The organism is Glaciihabitans sp. UYNi722 (assembly GCF_040549465.1).
In the GTDB taxonomy this organism is placed as follows: domain Bacteria; phylum Actinomycetota; class Actinomycetes; order Actinomycetales; family Microbacteriaceae; genus Lacisediminihabitans.
The window spans coordinates 1-14,936 of record NZ_JBEPTL010000038.1 but is presented as its reverse complement, the minus strand read 5'-3'; the positions used below and the strand labels follow the sequence as shown (position 1 = coordinate 14,936).

Annotated in this window: 17 protein-coding genes and 1 tRNA gene; 7 read left to right on the top strand and 11 right to left on the bottom strand. The window is 64.5% G+C overall.

All coding sequences use genetic code 11. The features are described 5' to 3' along the window. Positions 1 to 114 precede the first annotated feature (114 nt). The gene (locus ABIB56_RS17895) at positions 115 to 957 is read right to left on the bottom strand and encodes a putative RNA methyltransferase (RefSeq protein ID WP_354570580.1); all 843 of its coding nucleotides are present in this window, start codon (positions 955 to 957) and stop codon (positions 115 to 117) included. 172 nt (positions 958 to 1,129) lie between these two features. Here ABIB56_RS17895 and ABIB56_RS17890 point away from each other — a divergent pair, with 172 nt between their 5' ends. Continuing rightward, the gene (locus ABIB56_RS17890) at positions 1,130 to 1,555 is read left to right on the top strand and encodes an NUDIX hydrolase (protein WP_354570579.1); all 426 of its coding nucleotides are present in this window, start codon (positions 1,130 to 1,132) and stop codon (positions 1,553 to 1,555) included. Positions 1,556 to 1,559: 4 nt separating this feature from the next. Here ABIB56_RS17890 and ABIB56_RS17885 read toward each other — a convergent pair whose 3' ends face one another. Then, positions 1,560 to 2,123: a hypothetical protein gene (locus ABIB56_RS17885; RefSeq protein WP_354570578.1), complete on the bottom strand. Its 564-nt coding sequence runs from the start codon at positions 2,121 to 2,123 to the stop codon at positions 1,560 to 1,562. A gap of 120 nt (positions 2,124 to 2,243) precedes the next feature. Here ABIB56_RS17885 and ABIB56_RS17880 point away from each other — a divergent pair, with 120 nt between their 5' ends. Further along, entirely contained in the window at positions 2,244 to 2,783 is a 540-nt protein-coding gene (locus tag ABIB56_RS17880; RefSeq protein WP_354570577.1) for a peptidylprolyl isomerase, read from the top strand. Between the two features lie 179 nt (positions 2,784 to 2,962). Further along, on the top strand, positions 2,963 to 3,670 hold the full coding sequence (locus tag ABIB56_RS17875; protein ID WP_354570576.1) for a rhomboid family intramembrane serine protease: 708 nt from the start codon (positions 2,963 to 2,965) through the stop codon (positions 3,668 to 3,670). 78 nt (positions 3,671 to 3,748) lie between these two features. Here the strand turns inward: ABIB56_RS17875 and ABIB56_RS17870 are convergent, their stop codons facing one another. Continuing rightward, a complete protein-coding gene (locus ABIB56_RS17870) occupies positions 3,749 to 3,994 on the bottom strand; it encodes a cell division protein CrgA (protein ID WP_354570575.1) in 246 nt (81 codons plus the stop codon). A gap of 89 nt (positions 3,995 to 4,083) precedes the next feature. On the opposite strand from ABIB56_RS17870, the gene ABIB56_RS17865 reads away from it, so the two are divergent. From ABIB56_RS17865 to ABIB56_RS17855, 3 genes are read left to right on the top strand one after another with little or no spacing between them, the layout of a single operon-like run. Further along, entirely contained in the window at positions 4,084 to 4,854 is a 771-nt protein-coding gene (locus ABIB56_RS17865; protein ID WP_354570574.1) for a class E sortase, read from the top strand. An 8-nt stretch (positions 4,855 to 4,862) separates the two neighbouring features. Beyond that, on the top strand, positions 4,863 to 5,021 hold the full coding sequence (locus tag ABIB56_RS17860) for a hypothetical protein (protein ID WP_354570573.1): 159 nt from the start codon (positions 4,863 to 4,865) through the stop codon (positions 5,019 to 5,021). Then, positions 5,018 to 5,659 carry an anthranilate synthase component II gene (locus tag ABIB56_RS17855; RefSeq protein WP_354570572.1) on the top strand — a complete coding sequence of 214 codons (642 nt, stop codon included), beginning with the start codon at positions 5,018 to 5,020 and terminating at the stop codon, positions 5,657 to 5,659. The genes ABIB56_RS17860 and ABIB56_RS17855 overlap by 4 nt, the downstream gene beginning before the upstream one ends. A 9-nt stretch (positions 5,660 to 5,668) precedes the next feature. Here the strand turns inward: ABIB56_RS17855 and pknB are convergent, their stop codons facing one another. The 7 genes from pknB to ABIB56_RS17820 form a co-directional block, all read right to left on the bottom strand. After that, entirely contained in the window at positions 5,669 to 7,366 is a 1,698-nt protein-coding gene (gene pknB / locus ABIB56_RS17850; protein ID WP_354570571.1) for a Stk1 family PASTA domain-containing Ser/Thr kinase, read from the bottom strand. Positions 7,367 to 7,434: 68 nt separating this feature from the next. Then, positions 7,435 to 9,120, bottom strand: coding sequence for a serine/threonine-protein kinase (locus tag ABIB56_RS17845; RefSeq protein WP_354570570.1), 1,686 nt, complete (start codon positions 9,118 to 9,120; stop codon positions 7,435 to 7,437). After that, positions 9,117 to 10,556, bottom strand: coding sequence for a peptidoglycan D,D-transpeptidase FtsI family protein (locus tag ABIB56_RS17840; protein ID WP_354570569.1), 1,440 nt, complete (start codon positions 10,554 to 10,556; stop codon positions 9,117 to 9,119). Before ABIB56_RS17840 ends, ABIB56_RS17845 begins: the two co-directional genes overlap by 4 nt. Next, a complete protein-coding gene (locus ABIB56_RS17835; protein WP_354570568.1) occupies positions 10,556 to 11,995 on the bottom strand; it encodes an FtsW/RodA/SpoVE family cell cycle protein in 1,440 nt (479 codons plus the stop codon). Before ABIB56_RS17835 ends, ABIB56_RS17840 begins: the two co-directional genes overlap by 1 nt. Beyond that, positions 11,982 to 13,223 carry a PP2C family protein-serine/threonine phosphatase gene (locus tag ABIB56_RS17830; protein WP_354570567.1) on the bottom strand — a complete coding sequence of 414 codons (1,242 nt, stop codon included), beginning with the start codon at positions 13,221 to 13,223 and terminating at the stop codon, positions 11,982 to 11,984. The genes ABIB56_RS17835 and ABIB56_RS17830 overlap by 14 nt, the downstream gene beginning before the upstream one ends. 4 nt (positions 13,224 to 13,227) lie before the next feature. Continuing rightward, a complete protein-coding gene (locus tag ABIB56_RS17825) occupies positions 13,228 to 13,749 on the bottom strand; it encodes an FHA domain-containing protein FhaB/FipA (protein ID WP_354570566.1) in 522 nt (173 codons plus the stop codon). Further along, on the bottom strand, positions 13,746 to 14,468 hold the full coding sequence (locus ABIB56_RS17820; RefSeq protein WP_354570565.1) for an FHA domain-containing protein: 723 nt from the start codon (positions 14,466 to 14,468) through the stop codon (positions 13,746 to 13,748). The genes ABIB56_RS17825 and ABIB56_RS17820 overlap by 4 nt, the downstream gene beginning before the upstream one ends. A 157-nt stretch (positions 14,469 to 14,625) precedes the next feature. Here ABIB56_RS17820 and ABIB56_RS17815 point away from each other — a divergent pair. Continuing rightward, positions 14,626 to 14,712 (top strand) — tRNA-Leu (locus ABIB56_RS17815). 43 nt (positions 14,713 to 14,755) lie between these two features. Here the strand turns inward: ABIB56_RS17815 and ABIB56_RS17810 are convergent. Continuing rightward, on the bottom strand, positions 14,756 to 14,936 hold a 181-nt coding region (locus tag ABIB56_RS17810; protein ID WP_354570564.1), incomplete at its 5' end, for a hypothetical protein.

The window sequence follows — 14,936 nt, the reverse complement described above, 5'->3', positions numbered from 1 at the left end:
GGGGGGGGGGGGGGGGGGGGCGGCGCCCCGGCGGGGGGGGGGGGGGCCCCCCTCCCCCCCCCCCCCCCCCCCCCCCCCCCCCCCCCCCCCAACCCCGACGGATGGATCCGGAGTTCAACTCTTTCGGTAGGTGCTCACCGACACCGCGATGGTGACCATGGTCTCTGGTTCGAGCTGCTGCACGCGCGCCTCGAGTTCCGCAGGTTTCACGTGGAACGCGCTCGGACCCATCGACACCTCGTTGAACACGTCGGAGGGACTGATCGCGGCGGTGTACTCCACGGTGCGGCGTGCCGCCAGGGTGAGTCCCGCGAGCTGGGCATCCAGGCGATCTTCCTTAGCATCCTGGATGCCGATCATTCCGAGGCGCTCGCGGAGCTGCTCGAGATGGCTGGGGCGTGGAGTGACGATCAGAGCGGTTCCGCCCTGCTCGAGAATTCGCCGCATCTCCGGGCCATTGCGCGGACCGAAAACGTTCAGGATGTGGCCGACCGCGCCCGAACGAACTGGGAGCGCACGCCAGGCGTCTGCGCTGGCCGCAGCGATTCTTGGGTGGGATCGGGCGGCGACCTTCACCGCCGCCACCGACGCATCGAGCACCAGGCCATCGAGGGATGGCTGCAACTCAAGCACTCGCTCGAGGTAGTAGCCGGTGCCACCGGCCAGGTCGACGCAGAGGCCTCTCGAATCGCCAGGGATCGCCTCCGCGACCGCGTCAGCGATCGGCCGGTAGTGACCGGCGGCGAGAAAGGCCTGCCGGGCGCGCACCATGTCGGTCGTGTCGCCGAGATGAGGCGAGTGACCGCCGACCAGCAGCGAGGCGTAGCCCTGTCGTGCGATGTTGAAGGTGTGATTGCGCTCGCAGGTGAGTGCCGCGGCATCCATGATCAGTGGTGACTCACAGATGGGGCAGGCCAGATAGGGGAGTGCTGAGTTGAGTGCGGTGGGAGTTGTCATGTCAGGATGCCGCGATGCGCGGAGGTCATGGGAACATTCTGTCAGTGTCGAGGACGGGCATCGACGTGATGAAGTCCTCGGCCGCGCCGTGAGGGGCGCACAGCGACTACCAGAGCCTCCAAGCATGGAAGGCGCTCGGCTGACATCGAAGGATTGTCGATACGGTGGGCAGATGGATATCCGTGTCGCGGCCTACGGCGTCATCATCGACGACGGCCGCATGCTGCTCGCCCACTGGTCGGAGAATGGCAAGTCCAGTTGGACGCTGCCCGGCGGCGGTATCGATCCCGGCGAGGACCCGGCGGATGCCGCCCGGCGCGAGATACTCGAAGAGACAGGTTTTATGGCGCAACTCGACGGCCTCATCGGCGTCGACTCCCGGGTGATTCCCGCATCCGCCCGCTTCGTGAGTGGCGCCCCGCCACTGCACGCCCTGCGCATCGTCTATGCCGCCAGAGTCGTCTCCGGGGAGTTGCAGAACGAGGCGAACGGCAGCACCGACAGGGCGGCGTGGTTCGATCTCGCCGCCGTCGCCTCACTCAAGAGGGTGGCCATGGTGGATGCCGGCATCCGCTTCCATCGCGACAGCGGGCGGTAGACCGCTACTTCGCGGGAGTCTCGTCCAGCTCGTCGGGCTCGTCACTAACCCACAGCTCGTCGTCGGCGCGCAGCGTCTGCCAGGCGGCGTAGGCGACGCCGATGGCGGCGATCACGCCGAAGCCGATGATGATGTAGCGGCCAGGCCCTGCAGACTTCTTGACCGGTACATTCACGCCGACGCGCGAAGCAAGCTGCGACCCGGTCTTCGAGGCCTTGCCGAGCGCTTCACGAACGCGCGGATCCTTCGCGATTTCGAGCACTGCGATAGCGGAGGACAGAGCGGATGCGACGCCGGGAAGCACATCGTGAGCGAACCGCTCGCGTGCACCGTCTGCGGCACTGCGCGCGGTGGAGATGCCAGAGGAAATGCGCGGACGCACCTGGTGGTCGATCGCGTCTTTCACCCGTGGGGCCACTTCTTCGCGCCCGACGTGTCCGGCCTGGCGGCTGGCCTCGCGAACGACCCGGGAAGCGTGCTCGAGAACGTCCCTCTGGTCGTCCCACAGATCCGATGCAGCCTCGCGGAGACGCTTCAGTTCTTTCTCGCGTTTACGTGACAGTGCCATGAGAAACCTCCAGTTGTCGTACGGAGAATGTGTTCCATCCTTGCATGCGCCCCGCCGAGCACAAACCCGGTTGACTGAACATAGCCTGAGCGCTAGGTAATGCTGTGAAAGAATATCTCTATGTCATTGCACACCCAAATAGCCACCTTTCACACCTCCCTCGGCGATATCAAGGTAAATCTCTTCGGCAACCACGCGCCGAAGACTGTCGCCAACTTCGTGGGACTCGCCGCCGGTCAGATCGAGTGGACACACCCGGGCACCGGAAAGGTGTCGAAAGACAACCTCTACGACGGTGTCATCTTTCACCGCATCATCGACGACTTCATGATCCAGGGCGGCGACCCGCTGGGCCAGGGAACCGGCGGACCGGGCTACGCCTTCGACGACGAGATCAGCCCTGAGCTCACCTTCACCAAGCCGTACCTGCTCGCGATGGCCAATGCGGGCACCCAGGGCGGCAAGGGCACCAACGGCTCGCAGTTCTTCATCACCACCGTGCCGACCACCTGGCTGCAGGGCAAACACACGATCTTCGGCGAGGTGGCCGACGAAGCATCGCGCGACGTCGTCAAGAAGATCGAGGCCGTCGAAAAGGATTCCCGCGACAAGCCGAAGGAAGATGTCGTCATCAACTCCGTGACGGTCGAGGAGGTCTAACACCTCGTGGCGAGACAGCTCTCAGTGGCGGGACAGTGACGCAGGTTCCGAACGACTCCGACAATTACTGCTACCGGCATCCGGATCGTCAAAGCTTCGTGCTCTGCCAACGCTGTGGGCGAACTATCTGCCCGGAGTGCCAGACGCCGGCCGCCGTGGGAGTGCATTGCCCTGAGTGCGTGAAAGAGGCTCGCCAGTCACTGCCGAAGACGCGCCCGGCAGTGGTGACGTCGATGCGCCGGATGGGCAGATCCGATTCACCGATCATCAGCTACGGCATCATCGGGCTCTGCGTCGTCATCTTCGTCGCCGAGCTGTTCACTGGCACTACCCGTGGTGTTGTCTTCCAGAACCTCTTCTATTACGGCCCATACACCGCGATTCAACCGTGGCGCATGATCACGTCACTGTTCCTGCACCTGTCGATCCTGCACCTGCTGTTCAACATGTACTCGATCTTTATCTTCGGGCCGATGATGGAGCGGATGCTGGGGCGGGCCAGGTTTGCGGCACTGTTCCTGTTGAGCGGTATCGGCGGCTCGGTGGCCGTGTTGCTGATCGCGCCTGCCACCCCCGTGGCTGGCGCGTCCGGTGCGATCTTCGGATTGCTCGGGGCCTACTTCGTGATCCAGAGGCACCTGGGCGGCAACAGCGTGCAGTTGCTGATAGTGATCGGCATCAACCTCGCACTCAGCTTCGTTATCCCCGGCATTGCCTGGCAAGCGCACATAGGCGGGCTGATCGTGGGGGCTCTTGTCGGGCTGATCTTCGCGCGCACGCGCAACAGGAGCCAGCGCACCATCCAGTTCGTGGGGCTGGGAGGAACGCTCGCGGCACTCATCGCGCTAGCCATTTTCGGAGCGTCGATTGCCCTGTTACGCGTCTAGGGCTGAAAGTTATCCACAGGGTTTTCCACAGTGGGGATAATTACAGCCGTGTAAGTCTCGGTCAGGCTGTGGTGGTGTCTAGCGCCAGCGAGTGGTCATCAGGAATCCGAGGAAGAGGATTCCGAAGCCGATCAGGATGTTCCATTGGCCGAGCTGTGGAACGGGCAGGGTGTTCTGGCTGACGTAGAAGACGATGATCCAGGCGAGGCCGATGAGCATCAGGCCGAACATGATCGGCTTGAACCAGATGGGGTTGGGAACGTTGTCCCCCGCGCGGGTCTCTTCTGAGGCTGCGGGTTTGGTTCGCGCGTTCGATCTGGCCATTCCGGAATTGTAGCGTGAAAGCTGTGATGTCTCCCGGGCGTGGGCTGAGCCCATGCTCGCCATGACACCAAACGCTTAGAATCGACAGCATGACCGAGGTGCGAGAGAGCCGCCGAAACCGGGCCGCAGGCCGCCCGCGTCGCCGGGTCAGCCTCGTCGGCATCCTCGGTGAAGTGCTGATCACCGCCGGTGTTCTCGTCTTCCTTTTCCTCGGCTGGCAGCTCTGGTTCAACGACCTGGTGGTGGGAGCGCAACAGAACAACGCGGCCGTGGGCCTCGCCCAGAAATGGGACAACTCTGCCCCCACCCATGAGCACCCGAGTGACACTCCGCAGGACTTCGGTGACCCGGTGGTGGCGACGGCACCCACGAACGCCGTGCAGTTCGCCGTGATGTACGTACCGCGTTTCGGCGCCGACTACTCTCGCTCGATCTCCGAGGGTGTCGGCACCACCGACGTGCTCGACAAGAACGGCATCGGACACTACCCGAATACCGGGATGCCCGGCCAGATCGGCAACTTCGCCGTCGCCGCGCATCGCACCACTCACGGTGCGCCGTTCAACAAGCTTGCCTCGCTGCAGGTGGGCGACAAGATCTACGTGCAGACGCAGGATGGCTACTACACCTACGATTTCCGCGGTCTCGAATACGTGCGGCCGACCGGCGTGGGGGTGCTCGATCCGGTCCCCCAGTCATCCGGCACGGCACCGACCGACCGAGTGCTCACCATGACGAGTTGCAACCCGATGTTCTCGGCGGCGGAGCGGATCATCGCCTATGCCTCCCTCGAGTCGTGGCAGCCGACATCCGCAGGGGCACCGGTCCCGATCAAATCGACAGTGACGGCGAAGGGTTAGGCATTCCGATGTACGGAGCGTTGTGGCGACTGATGCCCGGCCCGACCTGGCTGCGGGTGATCCTGATGGTGCTGTTCTTCGCCATCATCCTGGCCGTGCTGGTGCTCTTCGTCTTCCCATGGCTTAACACCTTCGTGAACGTCAACGACAACACAGTGGGGCCATGACCCGAATCCTCGTTATCGACAACTACGACAGCTTCGTCTACACGCTGAACGACTACCTGTTGCAGCTGGGCGCCGAGACGGAAGTACTGCGCAACGACGCGTTTCCGGTGAGCGAGGCCGCATCGCGCATCACCGAGTACGACGGTGTGCTGCTGTCGCCCGGGCCGGGAACACCCCGGGCCGCCGGACTATCGATGCCGCTGGTGACAGCGGCGCTCGAATCCGGCCTTGCGCTGCTGGGCGTCTGCCTCGGACACCAGGCGATTGCAGAGGCGCTCGGGGCCACCGTCACCCATGCCGACGAGTTGATGCACGGCAAGACGTCGCTGGTCACACACGATGGCAGCCTGATCTACGAGGAGGTTCCCCAGCCTTTTACCGCCACCCGTTACCACTCGCTGGCCGTCGTCGATTCGACGGTTCCGGCGGACCTGGTGGTCACCTCACGCACGGCGGGGGGCGTGATCATGGGGCTGAGCCACGTGTACGCGCCGATCTACGGCGTGCAGTTCCATCCGGAGTCGGTGCTCACGGAGGGTGGCTACACGATACTGGCGAACTGGCTGGCCGTGGCCGGGCTTCCCGAGGCGCGGGAGTCGGCGCAAGGGCTCACGCCGCTGGTTAACCGCGGGCGGTAGAGGGGGGGATCAGCCGCTGCAGTACGTGATCGAAATGGTCGAGTGCTGCGGCTGGTTGTCGCCGGTGACCGATTGCCCGGTGACTTTGCTGCCGCCGCATCCGGAGTTCGGTTGGGTCGTCACGTTCAACTGCAGCGCCAGTAGTTGGGCGTTCGCCGCCGCGATATCCTGCCCGACGACGGATGGGATGTTAACCAGGCCGTCGGAGACCACGAGGTTGACAGTGTCGCCCTCCCTGGCCGCCACGTTCGCCGCGGGTTCGCTGCGGATGACGGTGCCGGCCGCGATCGTGGCAGAGTGCTCCGGCGAGGATTTGCCGTATTTCAACTTACGATCTATGAGGGCTTGCTTGGCCGCGTCTTCCGCCAGGTTGTTGACGCTCGGGATGGTGGTGGGGTTTTTGCCCGCGGACATGTAGACCTTGATCGCCTGGCCCTTACTCACCCTTGTGCCCGCCTTGGGATCCGTCGAGATGACCTGGCCCTCCGGAACGGTGTCGCTGGCCTCGGTGAGAAGATTCGGCACCAGTTTCAGCTTGGTGAGCTTCGGCGCCGCCACCTTCGTGTATTCGTCGCCTCGCACATCGGGCACGGAGATCGAGAGGCCGGCGCTGATGCTCGCCGGGGGCAGGTTGACAACCCAGAACACGACGGCGACCAGGATGACTGCGATGGCCGTGATGCCAACCCAGATCCAGGCGACGGGCGGCCGGGTCTGAGTGCGCACCGGTCGGTCGTCGTCCTGGGAAGACAGTTGGCGCATGGTGGCTTCCGAGCCGGCGGTGGCGCTCGGGTTAGCGCCGAAGAGGGCTGCGTTGAAATCATTGGCGGCCGGGGTCTTGCGCACCGGTACCTCACCGGCACCCGCGGCCTCGAGGTCGTGACGGAATTCCGCAGCAGTCTGGAAGCGGTCGAACTTGTCTTTGGCGAGTGCGTGCAGCACCACGGCGTCGAGCGCGGGTGAGACCTTCGGGTTCAGTGTGCTCGGTGCGGCGGCAGCCTCACTGATGTGCTGGTAGGCGACGGCGGCGGCGCGGTCCCCGCGGAACGGCGGGCGCCCGGTGAGGAGTTCGAAGAGCACGACGCCGGCGGAATATAGATCGGTACGGGCATCCACTGTCTCGCCACGTGCCTGCTCCGGCGAGAAGTACTGCGCGGTACCGAGCACGGCGCTGGTGTCGGCTACGGTCGCGGAGTTGTCGGAGACGGCACGGGCGATGCCGAAGTCCATCACCTTGACCTGGCCGTTCTGCGTGACCATGATGTTGCCCGGCTTGATGTCGCGGTGCACCAGAAGCGCGCGGTGGCTGTACTCGAGGGCGGTGAGCACGCCCGAGATGATGCGCACGGCCTCTTTCGGGTCGAGCGGACCGTCGGCGATGATGTCTTTGAGCAGGCGCCCGTCGACGAACTCCATGATGATGAAGGGCACCTGGGTTTCGAGACCGTTTGGCTCGGTGATCGTCTCCTCGCCGGCGTCGAAGACGCGCACGATCGTGGGGTGCGCCATGCGCGCGGCCTTCTGGGCTTCCTCGCGGAACAGGATGCGGAACTTGGGGTCAGTCGCGAGCGCCGGCTTGAGGAGCTTGATGGCCACGCGGCGACCGAGACGCGTGTCGGTGCCGACGTGAACATCCGACATGCCGCCCCGGCCGATGAGCGCGCCGACCTGGTATCTGCCGGCGAGCAGGCGGGTACCTTCAGTCACGAATTATCTCCTGGATGGTGCGGGCCAAGTCTTTGCCAGTGTAATGCGTCGGCAAACGGGGTTGCTGGCTACGGCGTCGTTGGGGCGGTGCCGGTCACCGTCAGCTGCACGGAGGCTGGTGAGGCGCCACTCGAACACTGTGCCACGTATGAGACCGTGTTGGCCCCTGGGGTCACCGACAACTTGAATTGCACGGTGGTCGCCGTCGAGGAGACCGGATTTCCTGGAGTCACCGTGGAACCGGCACTTGAAGAGAAGGTGAACCCTGTCAGCGTGGAACCGGCCGGGCAGCCGGTGTAGGCAGGGATGGTGAGCGTCACCGCGGTGTTGACCGTGGCCTCGGCGGAACTCGATGTGAGGTCACCGGGTTGGGCAGGCGGTGCGGGCATCGGCTGATACAGCTTCAAAGTCACGAGCTGGCCGCGCTTGATGTTGCCTGTCGGGTCAGCCATCGCCACCGTGCCGACCTGGCCCGCGGTCGTCGCGACAGGTCCGCCGGAAGCGACCGTGGCACCGAGGCCGAGGGTGTCGAGGAAGGCGCGGGCGTCGTTCTCGCTCTTGCCCTGGATATCGGAGAGCTTGAGATTGACGAAATCACTGCTCGGCGTAGCGGATGGCGTGATCGACGGACTAGCGGAGACCGACGGCGTCTTGTCCGCCGTCTTTACCGGGGCTTTGGTCGAGGGGTTCGCGACCAGGTTGATCACGGTGATGACCACGATGATGACGATCAGCGCGATGAGGGCGATCAGCGGCCAAGTCCACGGGTTGCGGCGCTTGGTCTCGGTCGGCCCTGTCGGCGGCGCACCCAACAGGGTCGGTCCTGCGGTGGTCATGAGGCGGGTGGCCTGCGTGGTGGCAGGGTTCTCGCGCAGCAGGGCCGGCAGCGTGCCGGCCGCGACGACACCGGGAACGGCAGCGGCGGCTCCGGCGACATCTCCGCGGCGGAGAGCCTGCGCGGCGCGCGCCAGGTGCGCGGCGGAGGCCGGGCGGTCGGCCGGGTTCTTGGCGATGCAGGCGTAGACGAGGTTGCGTACCGGCTCCGAGACGGTGACCGGAAGGTCTGGTGGCTGCTCGTTGATCTGCGCCATCGCGATCGCGACCTGCGACTCGCCGGTGAACGGACGACGGCCAGCCAGCGACTCGTAGGCGACGATGCCGAGAGAGTAGATGTCGGTCGTGGGGGAGGCCGGGTGTCCGCTGGCCTGTTCAGGAGACAGGTACTGCACGGTTCCCATGACCTGGCCGGTGGCGGTGAGGGGAACCTGGTCGGCGATCCTGGCGATACCGAAGTCGGTGATCTTGACCCGGCCATCCGGGGTGATCAGGAGGTTTCCCGGTTTGATGTCGCGGTGCACGAGTCCTGCGGAGTGCGCGGCGTGCAGGGCGGATGCCGTCTGCGCGACAATATCGAGAACCCTGTCGGTCGACAGCACACGTTCCCGCTCAAGGATGGTGGAGAGCGCTTCGCCGGGAACGAGTTCCATGACGAGGTAGGCGCTTCCCTCTTCCTCTCCGTAGTCGAAGACATTGGCGATGCCCTCGTGGTTGACGAGTGCGGCGTGACGGGCTTCGGCGCGGAAGCGCTCGAGAAAGCCGGGGTCGCCCAGGTACTCGTCTTTCAAGATCTTGATGGCGATGGTGCGCCCGATCACGAGGTCGGTCGCCTGCCAGACCTCGCCCATGCCGCCGATCGCGACGCGGCTGGAGAGCTGGTAACGTCCCCCGAAGGTGAGGCCACTCGTGGGTCTCATTTGTTAAGCACCGCCTCTATAACTTTTTTCGCGATTGGCGCTGAAACCGAGTTGCCGAAGCCCGCGCCGTTTTCTACGACCACCGCGACAGCGATCTGTGGGTCGTTTGCGGGGGCAAACCCGGTGAACCAGAGGGTAAATGGCCTACCCTTGCCGTTCTCTGCTGTTCCGGTCTTGCCAGCAACATCGACTCCGTCAATTCTTGCATTACTGGCCGCTCCGTTGCTGACGTTGCTCACCATCAGCTGGGTGAGTGTCGCGCTCGTCTCCGCGCTGATCGGCTGCCCGTAAGCCTTTTCCTGGAAGGGCTGGATCGGGGTGAGATCCGGCGCGTCGATCTCCTTGATCAGGGTCGGCGACATCAGCGTTCCTTTGTTCGCGATGGCGGCCGAGGTCATCGCGATCTGCAGCGGGGTCACGCGGTCTTCGTCCTGGCCGAACGACGAAAGCATGACCTTCGCGACATCTGTGTTGATCGGATATGTGCTCGGCGTGACTGACATCGGCACCGAGAAGTCTGCGCCGTATCCGTAGGCCTTCGCGTACTTCGAGATGGTGTCGGCGCCCAGGGCCGCGCCGAGTTGTGCGAAGGGGATATTGCAGCTGAGTCGCAGCGCCGTGGCGATGGTGACCGTCGGGGTGCCACCGCAGGTGCCACCCTCCGCATTCGAGATGACAGTGTTGCTCAGGGGCAGCTGGTAGGTGGACGGGTTCGGGAACTCGCTGTCGGGGGTGTACTTGCCGCTATCGATGGCAGCGGATGCCACGACCAGCTTGAACACGGAGCCCGGGTGGTAGAGATCGCCGCCGATCGCGCGGTTGAGGAGTGGACGGGTGGGGGCGCCGAGCAGCTGCTTGTAGGCGGCGATCACGTCGTCGGTCTTGTGCGAGGCAAGAGGGTTCGGGTCGTAGGCCGTTTTCGATACCATCGCCAGGATGCCGCCGGTCTTCGGATCAATTGCGACGACGGCGCCGGTGTAGTTGCCGAGAGCGTCGAAAGCGGCCTGCTGCGCCTTCGGGTTGATCGTGAGCGACACCGAGGCGCCCTTGGGGCTCTGCCCGGTGATGATCGAGTTGATCTTGGACAGGAATTGGTCATTGGCCGTGCCGCTGAGGTAGTTGTTGAGCGAGCCCTCGACGCCCGTGGTTCCCTGGTTGAGGGTGAAGTATCCGGTGACCGCCGAATAGAGTTCTGGGCTGTTGTAGACGCGCTGAAACTTGTAGGGGTCGTTGACGGGCTTCGACTCCGCGATGGCCTGGCCGTCCACGAGGATCGGGCCGCGCTCGGCCGAGTAGGAGTCGTAGAGCGTGCGCACGTTGCGGCCGTCGGCGTTCAGGTTGTCCACCTGGAACACCGTGATAACCGTGCTCGACGCGAAGAGCGCGATGAACATGAGGAGAACGGCGATGCTCACGCGCTTCAGTTCTTTATTCATCACTCCACCACCAATCGCGGCTGATTGCGCACGGAGTCCGAGAGCCGAAGCAGGAGCGCGGCGATGATCCAGTTCGCGACGAGCGACGACCCACCTGCGGCCAGGAACGGTGTCGTCAGACCGGTGAGCGGGATCACGCGGGTGACGCCCCCGAGCACGATGAAGACCTGCAGGGCGATGACGAACGAGAGGCCGACACCGAGGAGGCGGCCGAAATCATCCTGGCCGGCGAAGGCGATGCGGAAACCGCGGGAGACAAACAGCAGGTAGAGGGCGAGGATCGCGAACAGTCCGGCGAGCCCGAGTTCTTCGCCGAGGCTGGCGATGATGAAGTCGCTCTCGGCGAGGGGCACGATTCCGGGCCGCCCCTGGCCCCATCCGGTACCGACGAGTCCGCCGTGGGCGAGACCGAAGATGCCCTGCACCAGCTGATAGCTGCCGCCGACCTTCTGGTAGATCTCCGGGTTGAACGCGTCGAGCCAGGAGTTGAAGCGGTTTCCGACGTAGCTGAGCACCTGGCTGGCGATGATGGCACCGCCGACGAACAGCACCAGGCCCAAAATGACCCAGCTGGCGCGCCCGGTGGCGACGTAGATCATCACCAGGAACAGGCCGAAGTAGAGGAGTGCCGTTCCAAGGTCGCGCTGGAAGATGAGCACTGCCATCGCGGCGACCCAGATGATGAGGATCGGGCCGAGGTCCCTGCCGCGCGGGAAGCGCATCCAGAGAACTTTCCGGCCCATCAGCGACAGGCTGTCGCGCGCGGTGACGAGGTAGCCGGCGAAGAAGATGGCTAGCGCGATCTTGGCGAGCTCGCCCGGCTGGAAGTTGAAACTCCCGATGCGGATCCAGAGCCTGGCGCCGTTGATGGTCTGGCCGATCACCGGCAGCATCGGCAGGAGCAGCAGCACGATACCGACGAACATCGCCACGTAGCGGTAGCGCTGCAGCACCCGGTGGTTGCGGATAAGCAGGATCACCGCGAGGGCCATCAGCATCGCCATGGCTGTCCAGGCGATCTGGCGCACACCGGCGGCATCCCAGCCGGTGAGTCCTTTGGAGATGTCGAGGCGGTAGATCTCCGCGATGCCGAGACCGTTGAGCACGGTGATGACCGGAAGGATGAACGGGTCGGCCTCTGGGGCGACGAAACGCATCGCTACGTGCATGCCGATGGCGAGCACCCCAAGCGCGGTGCCGATGCCGAGAACGCTGCCATCGAGTTTGCCGAGCGCGCCGAGCTGCACGAGGGCGATCGAACTGCCGACGATCGCGCAGGCGAAGAGCAGCAGCACCAGCTCGAGATTGCGCAGCTTGGCGGGCACCCTCAGCCTGATCCGGATGCTGTTGGTGAAGGTGTTGCGTGGGCCCGCTTCGACGGGCTGCCCGGCCACGGGGCGCCCGATCTGTTCGGTCGAATTGGCGCTACTTGACGGCATCTGACAGTCGCTGGACGATACTCTGGGCGTCTTTCAGGTCGCTCGCGCTGATCGTGTCTTCCACCGTCTTGCGCGTGTAGCTGGGTAGCTTGTCCAGTTTGATGCTCTGGTCGGCGTAGACACTGTGCAGCGAGAACGGGCCGAGATTCTGTTGCACGCCACGATAGATGGCCACATTCTGGCCGTTGGCGCCGACGTAGTAGAGCGTCTGGGTCCAGCGGTAGCCGAGGAAAAGGGCGAGCACGATCGCGATCACGATCAGCGCGACGCCGACCAGCCAGCCGATGCGGCGGTTCCGCGCGCGGCGGCGGTCTTCGAGGATGAGTTCGTCGAGGTATTCGTCCGACTCCGGCTCGAAGTGGCTGTCTTCCTGTTGCGTCGACTTGAGTGGGTGCAGCAGCAGCGCCGGAAGTCGGAGCGGGCGGCGTCCCGATTCGCCTTCGAAGGTGAGCGGAAGAGCCGCCGAACCCACGATGACGGACGGAACGGATGACGAGTCGCCTGTCTCATCCACATCGACGATGACGACGGTGACGTTGTCGGGAGCGCCCTGGTCGAGGCTTTCCTTGACCAGGCGGTCGGCGGCATCCCTCGCGATCGGGACCGTCTTGAGCGCTGCCTCGATCTTGTCGTCGGAGACGTAACTCGAGAGGCCGTCGGAGCAGAGCAGCCATCGATCGCCGGGCACGAGGTCGACGATGGTGGTGTCGATCTCCGGCGATGCGTCCACATCGCCGAGCACCCGCATCAGCACGGATCGTCGAGGGTGCACCGCGGCCTCCTCCGGCGTGATGCGTCCGCTGTCGACGAGGCGCTGCACGAAAGTGTGATCGGCGGTGATCTGCTTGAGCACCCCATCCCGGAGCACGTAAATGCGCGAGTCGCCAATGTGGGCGATCGCGATTTTGTCACCCGAGCGGAGGATCGCGCTGACCGTGGTGCCCATGCCGGTGAGCTCCGGATGCTCGAATACGGTCTCGGCGAGCATCGCGTTCGCGGCAATGAGGGAGGACTGCAGTGCGAACTCGGCGTCCTCAGCAGAGGCGAAGCTACGGTCGGCCTCGATGACGCGCTTGAGCGCGATCGCTGAGGCGACGTCACCGCCCGCGTGACCGCCCATCCCATCGGCGACCACGAACAGCTGGGTGCCGGCATAGCCGGAGTCTTGGTTGTTGGCGCGGATCTTCCCAACGTGGGAGACGGCCGCGCTTTTGCCCGATGTGGCCATTCACCTACCGCCGAAGTTCGAAGCTTGTCGTGCCGATGCGTACCGGCGTATTAAGGGGAACCGGGGTCGGGAGCGTCACTCGCGTGCCGTCCAGGAATGTGCCGTTTGTCGAGTCTAGGTCCTGGATCACCCAGTCATCGCTCCACAGCATGAGCCTCGCGTGGTGTGTTGAGGTGTAGTCGTCGCGGATGACCAGGCCGCTTTCACCGGACCGACCGATGGTGAGCGGCTCCCGTGGAAGCGTCAACTCGAGGCCCTGCTTCGGCCCTGAGGTGATCACGAGACGGGTGGCGCTCGCGGAGTTGCCCCCCGTGGAGACCGGTTGGGTGAGGTCGTTGGACGCCGCAAACGTCGGCGGCGCGACGGCGGCGGCCACGAACGGCGCAGCGTTGCCTGACTCCGCCGGCAGCTTGCGGGTGCGCTGCCCGAAGAGGTCGGTGCGGAGCGCGTAGACCACGGCGAACACGAAGGCCCACAGCACGATCAGGAAACCGAAACGCAGGAGGAGGAGGGTGAGTTCACTCAACGGCGGCCACCGGGGCCGTCGTCGGCGCGGAGGTCAGAGAACTGGTCGACCGAGGCCGATTGGGCAAGCACCCGGAAAACAATACGGGTTCTTCCGATGCTGATGACGGATTCGGGGGTGAGAGGGGCCTTATTGACGGGGGCGCCGTTGAGCTGCGAACCATTAGTCGACCCGAGGTCGTTCACCTGCGCGCGTGTTCCATCCCAGAGAATTTCGACGTGCTTGCGGGAGATGCCGGTGTCGTCCACGGTGATGTCGGCGTCGCTACCCCGCCCGATGATTGTGCGGGATTTGGTGATCGGGTAGCGCTTGCCTGCGACATCCAGGACCGGGGTCCACGAGACGGTTCCTTTGACGCTCACCGAGTCGATCTGCACGATGCCCTGGGTGAGGGCCGGGTCTGGCGCGAGCGTGATGGTGATGCCGCCGGAGAACTGGTAGTGCTGCGCGGCGGCATGCTGCTGCACGAGCTGGCTGAGTTCATCGATGAGGGTGCTGCCGAGACCCGTCATGCGCTCGTAGTCGCCGCGGGCCAGCCGCACCGTGAACCGGTTCGGCACGAGGATGCGGTCGCGGGAAACCACGGCGGCCTGGGTGTCGAGTTCCCGGCGCAGGGCTGCGGTGATCTCGATCGGTTGCAGCCCGGACTTGAAGGTCTTGGCGAATGCGCCGTTGACGGCGCGCTCAAGACCTTTCTCAAAGCTGTCCAGTAGGCCCAATGGTCTCCCTTGTCACCGTGCGTGCAACTACGTAGATGTTAGCCGCTGGCTCTGGAAGCACTGCCCATAGGGCATCCCGGTTGCGGATATCCATGGCGGGGATGACCCAGGGCACTTCTGATTCGCATCTCTCTGCTGTGGTAATGTCGCTAAGTCTGCGCGAGTGGCGAAATTGGCAGACGCGCACGGTTCAGGTCCGTGTGCCTTAACGGGCATGGGGGTTCAAGTCCCCCCTCGCGCACCACAGGTCCTGTCTCGGGACGCAGGAAACCGTTGAACCCCTGGGGTCAACGGTTTTCTTGGTTGTGGGTCTGGTAGCCCTTGGTGGGGTTGAGGGTGAGTTGACGGATTAGTTCGCCGGTGGTGGCGGATCCTGCGGTCCGCTGTCTGCCGTCGAGTTGCGTCGTGTTGTGGTTCATCTGCCGCATGAACCACAACACGGCGCAACTCGACGGATGGATCCGGAGT

Coding starts and splice junctions, on each gene's coding strand:
- ABIB56_RS17885 (WP_354570578.1), bottom strand. CDS start 2,123: ATGGCACTGTCACGTAAACGCGAGAAAGAACTGAAGCGTCTCCGCGAG.
- ABIB56_RS17855 (WP_354570572.1), top strand. CDS start 5,018: ATGACCCGAATCCTCGTTATCGACAACTACGACAGCTTCGTCTACACG.
- ABIB56_RS17835 (WP_354570568.1), bottom strand. CDS start 11,995: ATGCCGTCAAGTAGCGCCAATTCGACCGAACAGATCGGGCGCCCCGTG.
- ABIB56_RS17890 (WP_354570579.1), top strand. CDS start 1,130: ATGGATATCCGTGTCGCGGCCTACGGCGTCATCATCGACGACGGCCGC.
- ABIB56_RS17880 (WP_354570577.1), top strand. CDS start 2,244: ATGTCATTGCACACCCAAATAGCCACCTTTCACACCTCCCTCGGCGAT.
- ABIB56_RS17830 (WP_354570567.1), bottom strand. CDS start 13,223: ATGGCCACATCGGGCAAAAGCGCGGCCGTCTCCCACGTTGGGAAGATC.
- ABIB56_RS17870 (WP_354570575.1), bottom strand. CDS start 3,994: ATGGCCAGATCGAACGCGCGAACCAAACCCGCAGCCTCAGAAGAGACC.
- ABIB56_RS17845 (WP_354570570.1), bottom strand. CDS start 9,120: ATGAGACCCACGAGTGGCCTCACCTTCGGGGGACGTTACCAGCTCTCC.
- ABIB56_RS17895 (WP_354570580.1), bottom strand. CDS start 957: ATGACAACTCCCACCGCACTCAACTCAGCACTCCCCTATCTGGCCTGC.
- ABIB56_RS17840 (WP_354570569.1), bottom strand. CDS start 10,556: ATGAATAAAGAACTGAAGCGCGTGAGCATCGCCGTTCTCCTCATGTTC.
- ABIB56_RS17860 (WP_354570573.1), top strand. CDS start 4,863: ATGTACGGAGCGTTGTGGCGACTGATGCCCGGCCCGACCTGGCTGCGG.
- ABIB56_RS17865 (WP_354570574.1), top strand. CDS start 4,084: ATGACCGAGGTGCGAGAGAGCCGCCGAAACCGGGCCGCAGGCCGCCCG.